The following is a 20,648-nucleotide window of genomic DNA, read 5'->3' on the forward strand; positions in this document are numbered from 1 at the left end:
AGACATGCCAGGCCGGCCGCGCCCCAGGTCCGACGGCAGCGGCCCACGCTTCGTGTCCACGGCACTGATTCCGGCCGATCCGCGCAATCGGCGCCCACGCGTTCGGAGTCTTCGCGAACCTGCCTCTCTGCGGTCCACGCACGCTTTTGTCAGCCCGTCGGGGAGGTCGAAGACGTTGTGCGCCCCCGGCGCACAGCAGGTCATCGCGCAACGGATAGTTCATTGCCTGCCATGCGCCGACTGCCCCTGCCCGTACTCCGAGCCCTAGGCTGGCCGCCCACTGCGTCACGCCTCGGGGGAAGCGTTCATGGGAAACACCGCCGTACGTCTGGCTGCTCTGCTCACCGCACGCAAGGAACGGCTGGCGCAAGTCGACGCTGCCGCTCAACGATGGAGCGCGGTCAGCGCGGGACTGGCCGAACTGGGCCGGTCCCTGCGGATGCTGGCCGCCCACCCGGATCTCTCCGACGAGGTCAGGGCCCAGCTGTCGGCACCGTCCCTCCCGCCGGCCCAGGCCGCGATCGCCGAACTGCACGAGCTGTTGCGCGCCGCGGCGTCCCGCTTCGCCCGGGATACCGTGAACATCGGGGTCAGCGGCCGCGCCCGGGTGGGCAAGAGCACCCTGCTCCAATCCATATCCGGGCTGTCGGACATCCAGATCCCCACCGGTTCGGGGCTGCCGGTCACCGCGGTCCGCAGCCGGATCTTCCACACGCGCGGGCCCGAACGGGCGGTGCTCCGCTTCCACGGGCCGGAATCCTTCCTGACCGAGGTGGTACACCCGTACCACGCCCAGATCGGCCTGCCGGCCACGCCGGCGTCCCTGGAGGAGTTCCGGGGCTGGCGCTACCCGGAGCCGGAGGATTCGGCGGACTCGGAACCCGTGGCCCTGCTGGTGCGACTGCGGCAGATGCAGCAGGCCCTGTGGTCGTACGAGGCCGACCTCACCGGCGGCGAGCGCGTCCTCGACTTGGATGAGCTCCGCCCCTATGTCGCCTACCCCACCGACAAGCAGGTGGAATCGGGGGACGCCTGCCCCCGCCCGTACCTCGCCGTGCGCGACGTCCGGATCGACTGCTCGTTCCCGCACGCCGATGTGGCGAGCCTGGGAATCGTGGACCTGCCGGGCCTCGGGGAGAACGAGGCCCAGTCGGAGAAGCACCACGTCGCCGGGCTGCGCCATGAAGTGGACCTGGTCGTGATGGTGAAACGGCCGGTGGAAGGCATGGGGTACTGGGGCAAGGAGGACGCCAAGGCGCTCAGCCTGCTGGACGAAGTGCGCGGCTTCATCCGGCAGCGGGGGGACTTCGTCGAGCTGCTGCTGAACGTCGGCACCCCCGAGGACCACAGCAGCGCTCCCGCCCTGCGGAACCACATCAAACGTGAGGTCAACGGCGGCCAGGACGGCCGCTGGTACACGGTCCGCGAGACGAACGCGAAGGATCCCGAGGCGGTGGGCGCGCAGCTGCTGGGTCCCATGCTGGACCGGCTCGCCCGCACGCTGCCGGTCATGGACGACGACATCCTCGACGGGACGCGCCGGGCCGAGCAGGCGGCCGCGCAGCGGGTCAGGGCCGTGCTGGCCGAGGTGCGGCAGGCGCTGACCCAGGCCCGGTCGCGCAGCGCGGCACCGGCCGAGGACCTCGAAGCCCGGGTCCAGGAACTCCGGCGGTCCCTGGCCGTCGATCTGTCGGTGCTGCTGGACGAGCTGCGCACGTACGCGTACGCGGAGGACCAGGACCCCGACTACGAGACCGCCGTGGAGACCGCCCACCGCCAGCTGCGCTCCTGGCTGACGCTCGGCCTGGGTACGGGCGGGCAGGACGGTGACCCGGAGGCGGCGCGGGCCGCCTGGTGCGAGGAGGCACTGCGCGTCATGCGCGTGGAGCTCTCCAGCGGCGGGCTCGTGGCCGACGAGCTGCACCGGATCCGGGTGGAGACCGGCCGCCACTTCTCCCGGGTCGACACCTACTTCGACCGCCGGGTCGCCTGGCTCTGGACCAAGGTGACCGCCCTGCTGGCCGGGCACACGGGGACGTTGCTCGCGGAGCGGCCGGACGAAGCGGGGCTGCGTGCCCTCGCCGGATTCGCCAGGGCCGCGGCGGAGCCCTGCCCCACGCTGGAGGAGGCCGTACAGGGGCTGCTGGACCTGCGGCTGGACTACCGCAGCCAGCTCCACCCCAGGGTCCACCGCGAGTTGGAGCGGCTCCGTCCACAACAGCGGGACCCCCTGACCGGCATGCCGCAGTCGCAGATCGTGGTCGAGATCAGTCCGGCCGGAGCGGGGGCGTTGTACGAGTTCCTTACCGAGCGGGCCGAGCAAGCCGCCCACCGGACGCGGCAGGCCCTGCTGCGCGAGTCGATGACGCCGGCCACGGTGCTGCTGTCGGCGCTGGAGCACTTCGACGACCTACTGATCCGCTCGGCCGATGCCGAGCGCGACCTGCGCCGCTTCGCCCGGAGCTACCGCAACGAGCTGTGGCCGGGCGTCTACGAGGGGCTGGACTCGGGTCACGCCCGCTTCGCCGCGGTGGAGTCGGCGTGCCGGACCGTCCAGAAGACACTGGAAGGAGCGGCGGCATGAGCCCGACCGACCACCCGGCACCTGAGTTCAAGATCGGCGTACTGGGTCCCAGCCGGGTCGGCAAGACCTCACTCATCGCGTCCATCCTGGCCGACAGCTCTCGCTTCCTCGGCGGGACCAAGGTGACGCTCAGGCCGCGGACCACGGACACCGAGATCCGCATCACGAACCGGCGCGACGATCTGGACGGTGCCGTACTCGCCGGGCACTTCGACCATGTCGCACTGGCCGGGACCCAGGAAGCGACCCGCTTCGACCTGGCGCTGGAGACCGGGGCATCGGGTGCCGGCCTCCGGCTGACCCTGCTCGACTTCCCCGGCGGTTGGCTGAAGGCAGCCAACCGCCCGCCTGAGCAGGAGGAAGAGTGGCAGAAGTGCCGTGAGTTCATGGCGGAGAGCAGCGTGCTGCTCATCCCGATCGACGCGACCGTGCTGATGGAGGCGTCCACCCCTCGGCACCGGCGGGCGCTCCCCGCCACACTCAACACCGCCGAGGTGCAGTCCGTCGCCGAGGCCTGGGCCACGGAACGGCTGATGCGGCCGGACGAACCCGCACTGGCGATCCTGGTGCCGGTCAAGTGCGAGAGCTACTTCGCCGACAACGGCGGAACCGTCGCGGCCGGCCATGTGCTGCTCGAGACGGTGCAGCAGGTGTACGGGAACGTCCTGGACGTCATACGAGCCAACGACCCCAACGCGAAGATCTTGTACTGCCCCGTGGACACCCTGGGCTGTGTGGAGCTGCGCAGCGCCGAGTGGGAACCCGCGCCCAAGGGGCCGGGCGGACTCTCGTTCGAAGCCAGGTTCAGCATCCGCAAACCGGCCAGGATTTCGGTGCGCGGCGCGGAGGACGTGCTGATCGCCATATGCCGGCTGCTCACCTCCGCCCGCCGGGAGACGGAGCAGGAAGAAGTCATCCGACGGCAGGACCTGGCGCTCCGTGCCGAGGCGCTCGCCCGGCAGCCGGAAGGCTTCCTCCGCAGCATCTGGCTGTGGGCCAACGGCACGATGGCCGCCCGGCGGGAGGACGCGGACGACAAATCACGGCTCGCCGAGATCAGCCGGAGGCGGGCCCTCCTCCTCGCCGAGGCCGTCGACGCATTGGCGAGGCGCACGTACAGCGACCGTGTCAGGAGGCTCTAGCCGGTGCGTCAGCCCACACAACAGCCCGTGCGAGAGCCCACGCGGCACCCCACGACGCCAAAGCCCACGCGACGACGGCCCTCCGGGGAAGGGAATCGATGGACGGATATGTGATGTCCCGCGGCCGGGACCGGGATCGGGACTACGGCTTCCTCGGCGCCGCGCCCCCCGTCGCATGGTGGCGGTCCTATTCGCGCGTCGCCGACTTCGAGTACCCGACACTCCTCGTCGAGTCGGACGCCCGCGGCTGGCGAGCCTACTTCAGCGGCATCCGCTCGGAGCGGACGGACGCGGTGGGCACGCCCCTGCGCTTCACTCTGGTGCTGTCCGGCGGCCCGGCGGACGAAGCGGCCCCGCGGGTCGCCCGGTTCGCCACCCAATGGCTGGAGGACATCGCCGCCCGGCGGCCCGCGGGCGCGGTGGCCGGGTGTCTCGACCGCCACTTCCCGGCCGACGACGTCGACCGGTTGCTGGAGCTGCGCGACGCCGCCGCGGTGGACGAGACCCGGCGGCGCCTGGAGGAGGCCCTGGCCGAACCGGCCGGGCCGGCGGGCAGTGAGAGGACCGGAGACGGCGATCCCGGCCACGGGACGCCTCGCTCCGGGCCCCCGTCCTGGATCAACACGGTGCGGGACGGCCTGTCGCGGGAGTGCTTCGCCGTACGCGTCGGGGAGTTGCTCTCCGGCACTCGGGGCCGTGCCCTGCTCCTGAACCTGGCCACAGAGGCGGGGGATGTACCGGACGCCGGCCCGGACGGCCGGGTGGCGGCGCTCGTCGTCCACGCGAAGCAGGACTTCGGTCCGGGGCCGGTGGCGATTCCGGGAAAAGTCCGGGGCCTGGTGGAGGCCGGGCCGGTGCGCGGGACGCCTCTCGGGTTCTGGCGGAGCAGGAGCACCGGGCAGAAGGCACTGATCGCGCTGGGGGCGATCGTACTGGCGGCGGCCGTGGGAGCGGCGGGCCACGCCGTGGGGACCTGGAACCTCTGGGACCTGTTCTAGACGAGGGGGCGGGAGACGGCCCGGCCGGGTCGCGGTGCCTGGTGATTCGGCTCCCGGAGGACGGCGTCTCCTGTGTGTTCACCGTGGACTGGCACCGTCCGCCACCGGAGGAGGGTACCGGGCGGGCGGAGTTCGCGGCGCGGCAGGACTGCCCGGCCGCGGCCGGACTGTCGGGGGTTCTGGAGGTCGTGGTCCATTCGTGTCTGCCCGGCGCCGGCCCGGTCCTCGGCGGAGTGGGCAAGCTCCTCTCGGCGGTCCACAGCGCCACCCAGATGCGCCCGGACAAGGCGCTCGACGAGGCGGCGGACGGCCTCGGCGAACTCATGAAGCTCGCGGACCTGCGGACCAGGGTCGACCTGACGGTGCGCTTCCACGCGGCGAACGGACGGCCGTCCACCGCGCACCGGCTGACCGGCCGGGCGGCGCCGCCGCTGGCGGACACCGACCGGGCGGTGGAGTGGGACGACTTCCACATCCGGATACCCGGCTCCCCCGCACGCCGGCGGGCCGTCCTGACCCTCTCCCTGCCGCCGATACCCCGATGAGGAGGCCCCCGCGTGGTGGTGGTGACCCGTGACCTTCTGCTGTCCCTTCTCCTCGCCGGGCACGGCACCACCCCGCCCGGCGGCGTCCCGCCGGCGGAACGCCCCCTGGCCGAGGCGGCAGCCGCGCTCGCCGCAGGCGAACCGAAACACGCGCTGAGGGCCCTGGGCTCCGGCGCGGGACCGGCCACCGCCGCCCCGCGCACGGCCGTCCACGACGTGGCGAACGCGCTCCGCGTCGCCGCGCTCGCCCAGGACCTCAACTGGTTCCCGGGCGACGGCGGGGCGGTGATGTCCGAGGAGGACATCGACCGCGCCGCCCGCCCGGTGCCCCGTCCGGTGGCCGACCCCGACGCCGTCCTCCTCTTCCTGGTCGCCGCCCGACTGATACCCGACATCCGGAGCGCCCGGGCCGTCGCTGACAACTCCCGGGCCGCCCAGGACGTCCTCTCGGCTCGGAGGGCGCTGGACCAGCTCACGGCGCGGGATGCCCAACTGGCCACGCTCGCGTCGCCGTCGATACGCGCCCATCTGTGGATCGCCGCGGCGGACGTGGCCCACCGTGCCGGGCTCGTGGACGAGACGGCGGCGGCCCTGACGACCGCCCGGTCCCTCGCGGGCGCCGAGCCGGCGGCCCTCGCGCGGCTGGCCACCCTTGAAGGCGACATGGCGCTGGAGCCCATGTCCCGGCCCGAACTGCTCGGCCTGCGCCTGGACATGGACCTCCCTTGCCTCGTCCCGCCCGATACCGAATCGGCGCGCGCACACTACGCCCGTGCCGACGCCCTGTTCAGCCGGGTCGGCTCCGGCGGTGGGCGCGCCGCCATCGCACTGCGGCGGGCGCATCTGGCCCGTCGTGCCGACGACTTCACGACGTGTGCGGCGTTCCTGGACGCGGCCGGGCGCGCTGCGCGGGAGTCGGGTGCCGGAGCGCTCGCGCGGCTCGTGGAGGCGCACTGGGCCGTCGACCGGATCGGTCGCGGCGAGGACGTCCCGGCCGACGCGCTCGACGAGCTGTCCCGCTGGTCCCGGACCGACGGGAGCGGCAGCTTCGCCCGCGGTCTGGTCCGGCTGCTCGTCGTGCGCTCCCGCACCTGGCGGGACCGGGGTGCGGCCCTGCCGGCGCTGCGCTGTCTGCGGCTGGCGCGTCGCCTGTCCGTGTCGCTGGACGCGGCGGCGGAACGCGAACTCGTCGAACGGGCCCACGTCGAGCTCGCGGACCGGCTCAACGTCCGCCGGGCATCGGCCGTGTTGCTGGCCGCCGACACCGCGGAGGCGATCGCCGGGCTCGGCGACGGGCCCGTCGCCGAACTCGCCTTCGGGCGCGCCGCGAGCCTGGCGATCACCTTCGACAACACCGCCCAGGCCCTGGGAGACGCCGACTTGGCCGTCGTCGACGCGGCGCGGCTGGAGGAACTGTGCCGGCTGTCGGCGCGCGTCACCGACGTTTCGCCGATGGGCACGCGGATCATCGCCATGGTGCGTGCCGCCGCCCGCGAAGCGGCCCTGATGCTCCCCTACCACGAGGGGCAGCGGGCGCTGGCCGCCGGGTACCGCGACGAGGCCCGCCGGCACTTCGCCCTGGCGCTCGCGGCGGCTGAGCGGGAGGGGAACGACTTGCTGCGGTGCCTCCTGCGATACCTGCTCGACTGCCGGGAGGAGGCCCACGAGGTCGCACTCGACCTGTTCCGCCGTGGTGATCTGCACCCCGACCACGCGGTTTCCCTGTTCCTCCGGCTGGCCGACCCGGCCACCGCGGACCGGGCGCTGGCCGAGCTCGACCGGGTCGGCTGGGCCGGCCCGCCGGACCGGCCGTGGGCGGACCCGGCCCGCCGGGCGGAACTCGCGATGGCCCTGGGCCGGCACCGCGAAGCGGCCCGGCTCTCCGACACGGCCCTCGGCCTGTTCGAGCGGCACGCCGCCCAGCTGGTCCGGGACCCGTTGCGCAGCGCGGCCACCGATCACGTCGATGTGGCCGGGATGTTCCACACGGCCGTCCGCGCCCATCTCGCCCTGGCGTCGGAGCACTCGGACGGTGCCGCGCTCGCCGCCTCCTTCGAACTGTCCGACCGCTGCCGCGGTTTCGCGGTCGACACCCTGCGCTCCCTGGTCGGGCTGGCTCCCGGGCCCGCTCGGGAGGCCGCGCGCGGCTGGCTGCGGGCCGGCTCCCGATGGGCGGCGGCGTACCAGGAGCTGACGGGCGCGGCGCTCACCACGGAGCCCGTGGCCGGCCGCACCGGTTCCGACCTGCGCCCGCGGGTACTCGGCGCGGAGGACGCGCTTGACGCGGCGGAGTCCGAGGTGGGCCGCCACGCGCCCGCGCTGCTCATGCGGCACCAGGAGGAGCGGGGCGCGCTGCTGGAAGAGGTGCGGGCGGCTCTGCCCGCCGACGCGGCCCTGCTCATGTACGAGTCGTTCGACCAGGAGCTGCTCGTCTGGTCCGTCGAGCGGGACCGGGTCCACCACCGGGAACTCCCCGTCCACGCACGGGATCTCGCCTGTGACGTACGTGCGTTCCACACCGCGTGCGCCACCGGTGGCGTGGACCGGGTGGGGGCGGCGGCCCTCGCGGAGCGGCTCCTCGGGCCCGTTGCCGCCGCGGTCGACGCCGGTCGGCGGCTGTACGTCGTCCCCCATGGAGCCCTGTCCCTGCTGCCGTTCCACGTGCTGCCCCACCGCGGCCGGCCACTCGGTGTGTCCCGGACGGTCTCGTACCTGCCGTCGGCCGCGCTGCTGACCCTGCCCAGGGCCGGCGAGCGGCCCCCGCCCGGCGCCCCGGCGCTGCTCGTCGGCGACCCCGCATACGCCCCGGACCGGGGGCTGGCCCGGTTGCCGGGCACGGCGACGGAGGTGGCCGCCGTCGCGCGCATACTCGGAACGGGTCCTCCGTTGACGGGGGCGGGGGCGACGGCGCGGAACGTGGCCGCCAGGGCGGCGGGCGCCTCGGTGCTCCACTTCGCGACGCACGGTCTGGTGGACGAGCGCGGCCCCGACCTCGGCCGTGTCGTCCTGGCCGGTCACGACCAACTGGCCGTCGGCGACTTGATGGGACTCGACCTGACCGAGGCCCTGGTGGTGCTGTCGGCGTGCCACACAGGGCGCGGCACCGCCACGATCGGCGGTGACGTCGTGGGCCTGACCCGGGCCGCGGTGACGGCGGGCGCCCGGCACGTCGTCGTCTCGCTGTGGCCGGTGGACGACGAAGCGGGCTGCCTGACCATGGTCGCGCTGTACATGCGACTGGCCGAGGGCCGGGGGGTGGCCGAGGCCCTTGCCGCCGCCCAGCGCTGGGTGCGCGATCAAGGCGCGGCGGGCCGGCACGCCGCCTACGAGGCGCTGCGGGCACAGGAGGGCACTGCGACGGCGGCACCCTGGGCGAGGGACGGCCAGGTGCCGCCCTTCGCACGGGCGGAGGACCGGGACGACCTGCCCTACCACTGGGCACCGTTCGTCCACATCGGCGGCTGACGGGCGGACCGACCGACCCGGAGAGGACGGACATGCACAAAAGGGCATTGCTGATCGGGTGCCAGACCGAGGGCCTCACAGGTGTGGACGCCGACGTGGAGCTCATGGACGGCGTGCTCACCCCCTTCGGGTTCGAGACCACCCTGCTCACCGGCGAACGGGCGACGCGCCATGGCATCGAGGACGCGTACCGGAAGCTGATCACCGACAGCCGGCCCGGGGACGCCGCCCTGGTCTACTACTCCGGGCACGGCGGCCGCGCCCGCAACCCGGCGCCTGCGGACGACCCTTCCGTACCGGCCTGGCTCCCCTACCTGTGCCCCCAGGACCTTGGGGGCACAGGGTTCCGCGGCCTGCTGGCCGCCTCGCTGAGCCGGTATCAGGAGCAGCTGACCCGGCGTACGGCGAACGTCACGACCGTCCTCGACTGCTGCTTCTCGGGACGCATGGCCCGCGGCCGGTCCCTGCCCAAGGCGCACCCACGGCCGGAAGAGACGCCCTGGGAAGAAGTGCGTGGAGCCTGGGAGGCGGAACGTGCCGCGTTTTGCGGGGTCGGTGTCCCTGCCGTGGACGCCAACCCCCTGGCCGTCCGGCTCGTGGCCTGCGCCCCGGACCAGAGCGCGTCCGAGACCGACGTGCCCGGCCTCGGACGCCATGGGGTGCTCACGGCCTCGCTGGCCCGGCTGCTCCGCCGCCCCGGCAGCTCACGCCTGACCTGGCGTCAGCTGATCGAGCAACTGCGTCCCGCCGTCGCTCATCTCGAACCCTTCCAGCGCCCAGACGTGGAGGGTCCGGCGGACCGCTTCCTGTTCGACGTGCGCGAGACGTCGGGCAGCGGCGTCCTGCCCGTACTGACCGCGGGAGACGGAGTGTTCATCGACGCCGCAGAGCTCTTCGCGATCGAGGAGGGCGACGTCTACGCCCTGGTGGGGCCTGACGGAGAGGCCCGCGCAGCGCTCGCGACGGCGGTGGTGGAGCGCGTCACCGACGGCCGGGCCCGGCTGCGGCCGGTGGCCGGTGCCCCGGCGTTTCCTCCGCTGCCCGAGGGGACCGAGGCCCATCCCCTGCGGGTGTCCCTTGGGCGCAGGGCGGTCGCCGTCGTACCGGCGGATCATCCGGACCGCGAACGCACGGCCCGGGCCCTCATGAGCTCGGCGCGCGTACGGGTCGTGGGGGCGCGGGAGCCCGTGATGGCCACCGTCGTCCTGTCCGAGGACGGCATCGGACTGCTGGACGGGGTGGGCGAGCCGCTGGTGGACCCTCCCCGGGCCCGTACTGCGGAGGCACTCGAACTGACCGGCGCCGACCTGCGGCGTTTCGCGAGGGCCGCACAGGTGCGGGAGCTGGTCTCCGGCACAGGGCCGGCAGCGCTCGACGGCGGACTCGACTTCGGTTACACACGGCTCCTGCCCGACGGCTCCGAACGGCCGCTGGAGCGTTCCGGCGAGCATCTCTTCCGCGGCGACCAGGTGGTCGTCCGAATCCGCAACCGGGGAACGGCCCGTAGATTCGTCTCCGTCTTCGACATCGGTCTGCGCGGCGCGATCTCGTTGCTGACCACCAGCGAACGGTCCGGGGTCGGCGTCGGTCCCGGCGAGTGCTACGAGCTCTACCGGCACCCGCGGACGCACGAACTGGCCGGCATCACCCTCTTCTGGCCGGACGGCCTGCCCGAAGGTTCCCCACGACCGGGCACCTTCCTGGCCGTCGTCACCAACCGCCCCCAGGATCTCTCCCGGCTGGCGCAGGAGGGCGTCAAGCACACGCCCGAGGCCCGTGACTCGTCCCTGCAGCGCCTCCTGGGTGATCTGCTGGACGGTGTGCGCGACGGGCGCGGTCCCGCGTGGGCCGACGGACAGAACCAGTTGGTCCGGTTCCAGGTGGAGCGGTTCGAGGCGTACCTCCACCCGGAGCGGCGCGCGGATCCGCGGTTCTGACCGCTGGGGGGGGAGGTGCTCACGCAAGCGAGGCGAAACGCCAGACGTACCTCTTCTGCCAGGACGTCTCGACGGCGTGGGAGTAAGCTCGCGGTGGTCGCTCACGCCGGTCGAGACAGTCGGACCGGACCACAGCGGGCGGAGCTGAGTCGCATACCTGCCTGAGCGTCGCATCCTCCTGCCGCTGTTGCCTCACCAGTCTCGCAAGCACGTCCTTGGCATCCGGCGGCTGTCCGGTGCTCGACTGCCACCGTCGCGGATGACGACGCCACGCCCACTTCGCCAGTGTGCTTCCTCTGTAGCCGTCCGGCCGGGGCAGCGACGCGACCGCCTCGGGAGAAGCGGTCTCAGCCGCCCCGCCGTACCCGGGCCGACTTGCGGGCCTCCGCGAGCTTGCGGGCCTCGCTGCTCTTTCGGGAGGACCTGCCGCCGGAGCCGCCCTTCGCGTCCTTGGTGCTGCCCAGGCCGCGGAAGGGGGTGTTGTGGTTCTTGGGGCGTGGTACGGCCGGCCCGCCGTCGAGAGGATTCCCGGAGGGGGCCCTGGCGCCGGTGATCCGGCTCAGTTCCGCCTCGCCGGACCGCACTTTAGTGACCTTGGGGGCGACGTCGGCGTCCGCCATGACCTGGCTCGTCTCGCGGCGCTGTCCCGACAGGGCGAGTGTCACGACGGTGCCGGAGCGGCCGGCCCGGGCCGTGCGGCCGGCGCGGTGCAGATAGTCCTTCGGGTCGGTGGCCGGGTCGACGTTGACCACGAGGTCGAGGTCGTCGACGTGCAGGCCCCGTGCGGCGACGTTCGTCGCTACCAGCGCGGTGACCTGCCCGTTCTTGAACTGGGCCAGGGTCCGGGTGCGCTGCGGCTGGGACTTTCCGCTGTGCAGGGCGGCGGCGGCCACGCCGCTGGCCCGCAGATGCCGCGTGAGCTGGTCGACGCCGTGCTTGGTGTCCAGGAACAGCAGGACGCGGCCGTCCCGAGCGGCGATCTCCGTGGTCACGGCGTACCGGTCCGGGCCGTGCACGACGAAGACGTGGTGCTCGATCGCGGAGACCGCGCTGGACGAAGGGTCCACGGAGTGGACGGCGGGGTCGCGCAGGTAGCGCTGCACCAGCTGGTCGACGTCGCGGTCGAGGGTGGCGGAGAACAGCATCCGCTGCCCGTCGGGACGCACCTGGTCCAGGATCTCGGTGACCTGCGGCAGGAATCCCATGTCACACATCTGGTCGGCCTCGTCCAGGACCGTGATGCGCACCCGCCCCAGCCGGCAGCCCTTGCGCCCGACGAGGTCGTGCAGCCGACCGGGCGTGGCGACGACGATCTCGGCGCCATCCCGCAGCACGGCGGCCTGCCGTCCGATGGACACTCCGCCCACCACGGTCGCGAGCCGCAGCCGCAGCGCCTCGGCGTACGGGGTGAGCGCCTCACCGACCTGCTGTGCCAGCTCCCTGGTGGGCACCAGAACGAGCGCCAGCGGCTCTTTCGGCTGCGCGCGCTGCCCGGCCGTCCGAGCGAGCATCCCCAGGCCGAAGGCGAGCGTCTTGCCGGATCCGGTGCGGCCCCGGCCCAGGACGTCCCGTCCCGCGAGCGCGTTCGGCAGCGCCGCCGCCTGGATGGGGAAGGGCACAGTCACACCGTGCTCATCGAGCGCCCGCAGAACCTCGGCCGGCAACCCCAGCTGTGCGAAGGACGCCGCCGTGGGCACTGCCGAAGCGGCGCCCGACGCCTCGGACACATCGTTCTGCTGCCGGGCATCGGCACATGCTGATTCGCTCACAGAGAGCCTTCCTCCGAAGGGACCGTACCGGGGAAGGCGCGGCAGGGACGCGGCCACCAGCCAGAGACACCGAACGGAGCACCGACACAGCGACGCCGCAAACGCGCAACGCTAACACGGGGCGCGCCGCCCGGGCCTCCCGTGATCGCGCCGCTCAGCTGACGAACGACAGCCGGGCCTGCCTGTGCGGATTGCCTCGACGTGCCTGGACGCCAAGGCCTCCACCTGTGAGGCACGAAGGCGGCCGGGCGGGGCTGGGAGCCCGGCCCGGCCTCGCCCGCTTCCACCGCGGAGCCCGGGGCTTGCCTCACAGCGTCGAGGTCGTGCCCTCCCCGGACGCGCTGCCCGCGAGCCACTGGTCCCAGCCCAGGTTGAAGGCGGCGTAGCCGTTGTCGGCCGAGGCCTTGGCACGGGGCGAGCCGGTGATGGTGACGGGGTCGCCCTGCTTGATCTGGCCGTAGAACCACTTGGCGTCCGACATGGACAGGTGGACGCAGCCGTGCGAGCCGCGGGCGCTGCCGCTGCCCGGGTTGGGGTCGCCGGTCGAGTAGTGCACATAGGTGCCGGACTGGGTCAGGTGGACGTCCCAGGGCAGCGTCAGGTCGTAGTAGTTGGGGCTGCCCTTGTCGCAGCTGATGCCGACGCTGCAGGAGGTCATGTGGACCTTCTCCTGCTTGTCGATGACGGCCATCGTGCCGTTCCACGTCGGATACTGGGCGCTGCCCGCATTGATCGACAGAGTGCGTACCGGCTTGCCGTTCCGGGAGACCTTCATGGTGTGGCCGGTCACCGAGACATCCGCGCGCACGTCGTCGCCGATCGTGAAGGTGTGCGTGTAGTTGCGCACGCCGTAGCGTCCGTTGCCGTTGCTGACGCCGTTCATGTCGGCGTCGATCTTCACCTTCGTACCGGAAGGCCAGTACGTCTTCGGCCGCCAGTCGGCGCGCTTGTCGCCGAACCAGTGCCAGGCGCCGACCACCGGCTTCGAGGCGCTCACCTTCATGTGCTTCTCCACGGTGGCCCGTGCCTTTGCCGCCACCGGGTTGGTGAAGACCACCGAGATCGGCATGGCCACGCCGACCGTGGTTCCCGACTGCGGGGTGATCGTCTCCAGCAGCATCGGCGGACCGGCGGGCTTCGTCGGTGACGGGGAGGCGCTCACACTCGGCTTGCCCGAAGCCTTCGCGTCGTCCCCGCCCGCCTTGTCACTGCCACCCCCACCGCAGGCACTCGCGCCCACCAGCATCGCACCGGTGACGAGTGCGATCCCTATGCCGCCCTTGCGCCGTCCCACGACCTGCCCCGCTCTCTCGCTCTTCGCCCCTGAGGGGCCCGACTCTCCTGTCAGACAGCGAGAGCACGGTCCACAGTTGCACGCGTCGCGTAAAACATGTTTCAAAACTCTGCGGACCTGGCGGGCTCCGGGCGGGCCGTCGGACCGGACCCCTCGGGAGGCAGACGAAGCGCCGCCGGAGCCGCCCCGGGCGTACGACGCCGGAACCGCCGGAGACCGCCCAGACGTACGACACCGGAACCGCCCGGGCCGGCGCGGGTCGTCAGCCCTCGAACGCGACGCCGACGCCGAGCAGGACCAGCACCAGCCCGGTGACCAGGCGCAGCCCGCGCTGTACGGCCGGCCGGGCCACCAGCGCCCGGCCGCGGCTGACGCCCCAGGTGAACAGCAGGTACCAGCTGGCGTTGACCGCCCCCCACAGCGTGCCCAGCAGCGCCATCGACATGAAGACGGGGCCGTGGGCGGTGACGAACTGGGGCAGCACCGAGACTGCGAAGACACCGGACTTCGGATTGCCGAGCTGGGTCGCCAGCCCATTGCCGAAGGCGCTCCAGCGCCGGTCGCGCCGACCGGCCCGGTCGGCCGGCGGGGCGGTGGAGCGGAACGCGCGGATCGTGTTGATCCCGAGGGCGACGAGCATGACGCCGCCCGCGACGCGGATGGCGGTGTAGACACCCGGGTGGGCCAGCAGCAGGGTGGACAGTCCCGCGGCCGCGGACAGGGCCCAGATGACCAGGCCCAGCGCGTTGCCGACGATGGTGGGCCGGGCGAGGCTCATCCCGCCCTCCAGGGTCTGACGGGTCATCAGCGCCTGTCCGGCGCCCGGGAGCATCGCCAGCAGCCATGTCGTCACGAAGAAGAGCGGCAGGTGAGTGGGCACTACGGCAACCTCTCGCGCACCGCCGCGAGGAACACGTCGTTCTCCTCCGGCGTTCCCACGGACACCCGCAGCCAGGAGGGCACCCCACTGTCGCGGACGAGGGCACCCCGTGCGGTGATCTCCCGCCAGGCCCGGTGGCTGTCCCGGAACCGGCCGAACTGGACGAAGTTCGCCTCGGACGCGGTCACTTCGTAGCCGGCGGCCACCAGCGCCCGGACCATCCGGTCCCGTTCGGCGGTGATGCGCCCGACGTTGGCCAGCAGGGCCGGGGCGTGCTCCAGCACGGTCAGCGCGATGGCCTGCGCCGGCGCGGACAGGTGGTAGGGCAGACGGACGAGCTGGACGGCGTCCACGATCGCCGCCGTGCCGACCAGGTAGCCCAGGCGCAGCCCGGCGAGGCCCAGTCCCTTGGACAGGGTGCGCACCACGACGAGCAGCGGCCGGTCCTCGATCAGGGGCAGCGCGGAGGGCGTGCGCTGGAAGTCGACATACGCCTCGTCGAGGATCACCAGGGCGGGCCCGGCGGCCTGTGCCGCGTCGTACAGCGCGCTCACGGTGTCGGGCGAAAGCCCGTTGCCGGTCGGGTTGTTGGGCGCGGTGAGGAACACGACGTCCGGCCGGTGCTCGGCGATGGCCGCGCGGGAGGCGTCCACCGAGACGGTGAAGTCCTCGGCCCGGGGGACGGAGATCCAGCCGGTGCCAGTGCTGCGCGCGATCTCGCGGTGGACCGCGTACGAGGGCTCGAAACCCAGGGCGGTCCGCCCGGGGCCGCCGAACGCCTGCAGGAGCTGCTGGATGACCTCGTTGGAGCCGTTGGCGGCCCATATCCCGCGCTCACTCAGCGGTAAGCCGGTACCGGCTTCGACGTGCTTGGCGAGCGCGGTGCGCAGGGCCACGGCGTCGCGGTCCGGGTAGCGGTTCAGGCCGCGCAGCACGGGACCGAGTCCGGCCAGGATCTCGTCCACCAGCCCGTCGGGCAGGGGGTAGGGGTTCTCATTGGTGTGGAGCCGGACGGGGACGTCGATCCGTGGAGCGCCGTAGGCGGTCAGGCCCTTCAGCTCGGCGCGGATCGGCAGATCCTCGATGCTGGCCATGGAAGTCCTTCAGTCGATGAAGTCCGACACGAGAGGTCCGGCGACCGCCCGGAACTCCTCGAAGTACGCATGCCGTGCCCCCTCCAGCAGTTCGAGCCGCGCCCCCGGGATGCGCCGCGCCAGCAGCGCGGCGTTCGCCGTGGGGTTGAGCAGGTCGTCGCTGCCGTGCACGACGAGGGTGGGGCAGGAGATCCGCGGCAGGGCGTCCCAGGTGTCGTGACCGTCGCTGGCCACCAGGTGCCGCCTGCGTGCGAAGGCCGGCATCGCGGGGTCGCCGAGGGTGCGGTAGGGGCCGGGGTGGGCGGCCCGCCAGGCGGGGGTGTACATCAGGTCGAGCAGCGCCTCGCGCCGGGCGGCCGGATCCGGGACGGCCAGCGCCCGGCGCACGGTGTCGTCGCGCTCGACCGCGTGCGGCCCTCCGGGAGAGGTGCACCCGAGGACGAGGGACCGCACGCGGTGCGGCTGGTCGAGGGCCAGCCACTGCGCGACGCGGCCCCCCATCGACGTGCCGTACACGTCGGCCCGTTCGATCCCGAGCTCGTCGAGGACCGCGCGCACGTCGTCGGCGAGCAGCCTGGTGCTGTAGGGCACGTCCGGCTTGTCGCTGTCGCCGGTGCCGCGGTAGTCGACGGTGAGGGTGCTGCGGGTGCCGTGGAAGTCGTCGCGGACGCCGTCCCACCAGTGGTGGTTGTTGGCCTGGCCGGCGAGCAGGATCAGCGGGGAACCCGTCCCCCGGAGCTGGTAGGCGATGCGTGTCCCGTCCGCGGCCTTGGCGTACGACATGCCCATGGTCCCTTCCCTCGGATGTCCCCGTGGACGCTACAGCGTGGCGCCCGCGGGTGAGTCCGGCTCCGCCTCGTGCGCGAAGTAGCCGGTGGCGACCTTGCGGCCGGAGCGGAGGTGGGCGCCCTCCTGGATCTCGAAGAGCGAGTTGAACTCGGCCGCGGCGAGGGGGAGCCGCCAGGTCCCGGCCTCGCTGCGGGCGGTCTTCGACACCTTGCCGCGGACCAGCATGGCCGTGGGCTCGTTGTGCGCGGCGTGCGGGCCGTAGTAGAGCGGGAAGGCGTCGGCGGCCCGGTAGGCGGGGATGAAGACGCGGCGGTAGCGGTCGGAGGTGTTCTTCTCGGACGCGTGGACGGCCAGCGGGTGCAGGAAGACGACGGTACCGGCGGGTCCGGGGCAGTCCTGGACCGTGGACTCGTCCACGCCGACGCCTTCGAGGGTCGCGATCTTCCCCCCGAAGTGGCCGTCGACCTCGTGGCTGAGCAGCCCCTTCTTGTGGGCGCCGGCGGCCACCTTCAGGCAGGCGTTCTCGGGGCTCGCGTCGTCGAGGTAGATGAGCGAGGCCACCAGGTCGGTGTTGGAGTGCGGGTAGTAGGCGAAGTCCTGGTGCCACTCCACGACGCTGCCGACGCGGGGCGCCTTCACGTTGAGCTTGGAGTACTGCAGGATCAGGTCCTCGCCGATGAGGTCGGCGACCGCGTCGAGAAGGCGCGGGTGCTCGGCCAGTTCGGCGAACACCTTGTCGCGGCTCGTCGGCGCCCAGATGCGACGCGCCTTGGAGGCGTCGCCCGGCTCCGTCTCGGCCACGGAGTTCAGGTCCGGACTTGAGATCAGCTCGCCGACGACCTCACGGGCACGGTCGATGAGGTCGCTCTCGAAGAGTCCTTCGACGACCAGGAAACCGGTGTCCCGGTAGGTTTCGATCTGGCTCTCGGAGAGGACGTTTCCCATGAAATTCGCTCTCTTTCCGGCAATGGCCGCGAGGGATCTGGTGCTGCCCGTTCCATCGACACAGGGACGGAAAGGCTCTGGGGTATCGAGTCTGACACCGCAGGGTGGCGCACACAAGGTTCAACTGGGTTCGGCGGGCGGCACCTTGAAGAAATCGAATGGCATCGAAGCTGCCTCTTCCAGTGCCCCTTCACACCTTTCGCCACGCATAGCGTGAGGTTCTCCACGCGACTTTCCTACGGCTAGGGAGTGCCATGACCGGCGTCTCGCAAGAACCTGCTGTCCGTACGAACGCGACGGCAGTGGAGATTCTTGACTGCACGCTTCGGGACGGAAGCTATTCCGTGAACTTCGCGTTCAAGGAAGAGACCATCAGAGCGGTTCTGGCCGGCCTGGAGAGGTCCGGTATCGGGCTGATCGAACTCGGGCACGGTCTGGGCCTCAATGCGGGGGAGGCGCTGTCCCAGCCCAGCCTGGTGCCCGACGACGAGTGCTTCGTGATCGCGACCGAGACACTGGACCGGGCCTCCTGGGGCATGTTCTGCATCCCGGGGCTCGCCGAGCCGGACCATCTGACGCGCGCCGCCGAGGCCGGCATGGGGTTCGTCCGGATCGGTGTGGACATCACCGACGTGGGCCCGGCCGAGCCGTTCGTCGCGCTGGCGCAGGAGCTGGGCCTGCGGACCTTCGTGAACCTGATGAAGACCAACGTCCTCGGCCCGGACGGGGCCGTGGCGACGGCCCGGCGGTGCGCCGCGTTCGGGGCGGACAGCGTGTATCTGGTCGACTCCGTGGGCGGCTACCTGCCGCACGAGGTGGCCGAGCTGTTCGGGCGCGCCGCCACGGAGGTGCCCGTCCCGCTCGGCTTCCACGGCCACGACAACCTGGGGCTCGCCAACGCGAACGCCCTGGCGGCGGCGACGGCCGGGGCACGCTTCGTGGACACCACCCTGGACGGCATCGGCCGGGGGGCGGGGAACACGGTGACCGAGTCCTTCGCCGCGACACTGACCCGCCACCAGGGTCCGACCGGGTACGACCACCGCGCGCTTGCCCGGCTGAGCGAGAGCGTCGTACGCCCCCTCGCGCGGCTGCACGACGACCGGACGTTCCAGGTGATGGGCGGGCTGACGCAGACGCATTCGAGCTTCTTCCCGCTGATCACGCACTGCGCCGAGGCCGCCGGGGTGGACGTCTTCGAGCTGATGGCGGCCGTCGCCGAGGTCGAGCGCGTCCGCCCCACGGAGACCCTCGTGAAGGAGATCGCCGCCGGCCTGCGGCAGTGAGGACCGCGTTGCGGAACGATGCGATCCGGCCAGCCGCAGGCGCTTCTCAGGCGACCGGTCCGCACTCCCCCGGCGCACCGTACGTACGGAAATCAACAGAACCCTACGACTGGAATAATCAACCATAAGGGACATTTCCCTCTGAGCACCGCCGGCGCGAGGCACTCGGCCGCGGTCACAACTGCCGTTGTGCCTCCCGCCGCGCGGGTGGCTTGATAACCGGGGTTTTCCAGAGGCAACCGCTGCCGTTAGGGTCGATACCGTCGGAACAACGACTCGGTCCGCAGCCGCACGGGTCATCGCACAAGGAGTGTGCATGGCAGACCTTTTCGACGATCCCAGTACGGAATGCGTTGTCCTTGTGAAGAGCACCACCGGCCTCGTCGGCGAACTTCTCGGCTGATCCACCGCACCACCTTCATCCGGCTTACGGGGGCCAGGAGAATTCCCTACCGGGAATGGCTGCCGACCGCACCCGAAACCGTCACCCACCCTATTTCCGACGGCGGGCGCAGGTAGACACATCTGGAGCACTTGAGAAGATGATCAACTGGGCGAATGTCGAGGAATTCGGAGTACAGCTTCAGCGTTATCGCAAGAGAGCCCGACTGAGCCAGAAGATCTTGGCCGACCTCTCCACGGTGAGCGTGCGGGCCGTCCGCAACCTGGAGCTCGGGCAGGTCGCCGCCCCGCGCCGGGAGACCGTGCGGCTGCTCGCCGACGCCCTCCGGCTGACCACGCACGAGCGGCTGTCGTTCGAGCTGGCGGCGGGCGGCGAGGTCGACGAGGCGCTGTTCGGAACCCTCAGTCTGCCGACGGACGTTCTGGCCCGCCCGCTCGTCGGACGCACCCGCGATCTCGACGCGCTCATGCGCCGGCTGCTGAACGACCAGCGGCGTCTCATGGTCCTGTGCGGATTCGCGGGCGTCGGCAAGACTCACCTGGCCGCCGCCGCGGCCCGTTCCGTCCAGGCGGCGACGGCGACGTCCGTGCTCTGGGTCCGGTTGCAGCAGGACGCCGACCGGGGCCCGCTCCAGACGGCGATCGCCGACCTGCTCGTCGGGGAGGGCGCGGGTGCGGGCAGGCTCGCCCGGCAGATCGGCGACCGCGCCACCCTGCTGGTCCTCGACGGCAACGACAGCGGCGAGGTGCGCCGCGAGACCGTGTGGACCCTCGTCCGTGAGTGCCCGCGCCTGACCGTCCTGGAGACCAGCCGCGTCCCCCATGACGTCTCGGACCACCACAGGTTCCTGGTGACCCCGCTGCCCATCTGCCGGCCGGGAGCGCCACAGGCCGACGCCGCGAGCGCGCCCGCCCTGGACTTCCTGCTGCGGCGCTTCGCCGACATGCGGCCCACCTTCCAGCCGGACGAGGGCGAGGTGCGCAAGCTCGCGGAGGTGTGCGGCAGGCTGGACGGTCTGCCGAGCGCCCTGGAGTCCGCCGCCTTCTGGGCGACGGTGATCTCCATCGACGAGCTGCTGGCCATGGCACGGGACGAGCCGGAGGCCGTGGCCAGCCACCCGGCGACGCGCACCGACCCCGTGGCGGCCGCGCAGCGCATCCTGGGCCAGCAGACGCCCGCCGCCCAGGACGTGGCGCTGCGGCTCGCCGGCTGGTCCGAGGGCTGGACCATCGACCAGGTCGTGAGACAGTCCCGGCTGCCCCGGGCGCAGGCGGCCCTCGCCGTGCAGTCGCTGCTGCACGCCGGCCTGATCACGGAGCTTCAGTCGAAGCCGGGCGGCCCCGTCCGCTTCACGCTCCTCCATCTCGTCCGGGTCGCGCTGCACGCCCGTTTCCCGCACGTCCCGCAGCTCACCCTGGCCGCGGGCTGACCGACCGGACCCGCCGGTCCACGCGCCCGCCGATCCGCCTTCGTCCACTGACCACCCGTCAATTCCTCTCACAGCAACCGGAGTAGTC

General features: G+C 72.2%; 14 protein-coding genes. 8 read left to right on the forward strand and 6 right to left on the reverse strand.

Features of this window, described 5'->3' with window-relative positions:
• The first annotated feature begins 307 nt into the window (after positions 1-307).
• From ACIGXP_RS02610 to ACIGXP_RS02635, 6 genes are all read left to right on the forward strand, one after another.
• Positions 308-2,584, forward strand: a complete 2,277-nt coding sequence (locus tag ACIGXP_RS02610) for a hypothetical protein (RefSeq protein WP_399763129.1) — start codon at positions 308-310, stop codon at positions 2,582-2,584.
• Positions 2,581-3,726, forward strand: a complete 1,146-nt coding sequence (locus ACIGXP_RS02615; protein WP_399763130.1) for a hypothetical protein — start codon at positions 2,581-2,583, stop codon at positions 3,724-3,726. The genes ACIGXP_RS02610 and ACIGXP_RS02615 overlap by 4 nt, the downstream gene beginning before the upstream one ends.
• A 98-nt stretch (positions 3,727-3,824) precedes the next feature.
• Positions 3,825-4,724: a hypothetical protein gene (locus ACIGXP_RS02620; RefSeq protein ID WP_399763132.1), complete on the forward strand. Its 900-nt coding sequence runs from the start codon at positions 3,825-3,827 to the stop codon at positions 4,722-4,724.
• Positions 4,725-4,765: 41 nt separating this feature from the next.
• A complete protein-coding gene (locus ACIGXP_RS02625) occupies positions 4,766-5,269 on the forward strand; it encodes a hypothetical protein (RefSeq protein WP_399763134.1) in 504 nt (167 codons plus the stop codon).
• 12 nt (positions 5,270-5,281) lie between these two features.
• Positions 5,282-8,734, forward strand: a complete 3,453-nt coding sequence (locus tag ACIGXP_RS02630; RefSeq protein WP_399763136.1) for a CHAT domain-containing protein — start codon at positions 5,282-5,284, stop codon at positions 8,732-8,734.
• Positions 8,735-8,766: 32 nt separating this feature from the next.
• Complete coding sequence (locus tag ACIGXP_RS02635; protein WP_399763138.1) at positions 8,767-10,671, forward strand: caspase family protein; 1,905 nt, start codon at positions 8,767-8,769, stop codon at positions 10,669-10,671.
• A gap of 347 nt (positions 10,672-11,018) precedes the next feature.
• Here ACIGXP_RS02635 and ACIGXP_RS02640 read toward each other — a convergent pair whose 3' ends face one another.
• From ACIGXP_RS02640 to ACIGXP_RS02665, 6 genes are all read right to left on the reverse strand, one after another.
• Entirely contained in the window at positions 11,019-12,398 is a 1,380-nt protein-coding gene (locus ACIGXP_RS02640; protein WP_399763552.1) for a DEAD/DEAH box helicase, read from the reverse strand.
• 349 nt (positions 12,399-12,747) lie between these two features.
• Positions 12,748-13,734, reverse strand: coding sequence for an Ig-like domain-containing protein (locus tag ACIGXP_RS02645; RefSeq protein WP_399763140.1), 987 nt, complete (start codon positions 13,732-13,734; stop codon positions 12,748-12,750).
• Positions 13,735-13,996: 262 nt separating this feature from the next.
• On the reverse strand, positions 13,997-14,614 hold the full coding sequence (locus tag ACIGXP_RS02650; RefSeq protein ID WP_363218650.1) for a LysE family translocator: 618 nt from the start codon (positions 14,612-14,614) through the stop codon (positions 13,997-13,999).
• Complete coding sequence (locus ACIGXP_RS02655; RefSeq protein WP_399763142.1) at positions 14,614-15,708, reverse strand: histidinol-phosphate transaminase; 1,095 nt, start codon at positions 15,706-15,708, stop codon at positions 14,614-14,616. Before ACIGXP_RS02655 ends, ACIGXP_RS02650 begins: the two co-directional genes overlap by 1 nt.
• A gap of 9 nt (positions 15,709-15,717) precedes the next feature.
• Positions 15,718-16,491: an alpha/beta fold hydrolase gene (locus ACIGXP_RS02660; RefSeq protein WP_399763555.1), complete on the reverse strand. Its 774-nt coding sequence runs from the start codon at positions 16,489-16,491 to the stop codon at positions 15,718-15,720.
• Between the two features lie 36 nt (positions 16,492-16,527).
• On the reverse strand, positions 16,528-17,442 hold the full coding sequence (locus ACIGXP_RS02665; protein WP_399763144.1) for a phytanoyl-CoA dioxygenase family protein: 915 nt from the start codon (positions 17,440-17,442) through the stop codon (positions 16,528-16,530).
• A 254-nt stretch (positions 17,443-17,696) separates the two neighbouring features.
• On the opposite strand from ACIGXP_RS02665, the gene ACIGXP_RS02670 reads away from it, so the two are divergent.
• Together ACIGXP_RS02670 and ACIGXP_RS02675 are read left to right on the forward strand one after the other, a co-directional pair.
• On the forward strand, positions 17,697-18,728 hold the full coding sequence (locus tag ACIGXP_RS02670; RefSeq protein WP_399763146.1) for a hypothetical protein: 1,032 nt from the start codon (positions 17,697-17,699) through the stop codon (positions 18,726-18,728).
• A gap of 542 nt (positions 18,729-19,270) precedes the next feature.
• Entirely contained in the window at positions 19,271-20,560 is a 1,290-nt protein-coding gene (locus ACIGXP_RS02675) for a helix-turn-helix domain-containing protein (RefSeq protein ID WP_399763148.1), read from the forward strand.
• Positions 20,561-20,648 lie beyond the last annotated feature (88 nt).

Source organism: Streptomyces sp. NPDC053069, from assembly GCF_044546895.1.
GTDB lineage: Bacteria > Actinomycetota > Actinomycetes > Streptomycetales > Streptomycetaceae > Streptomyces.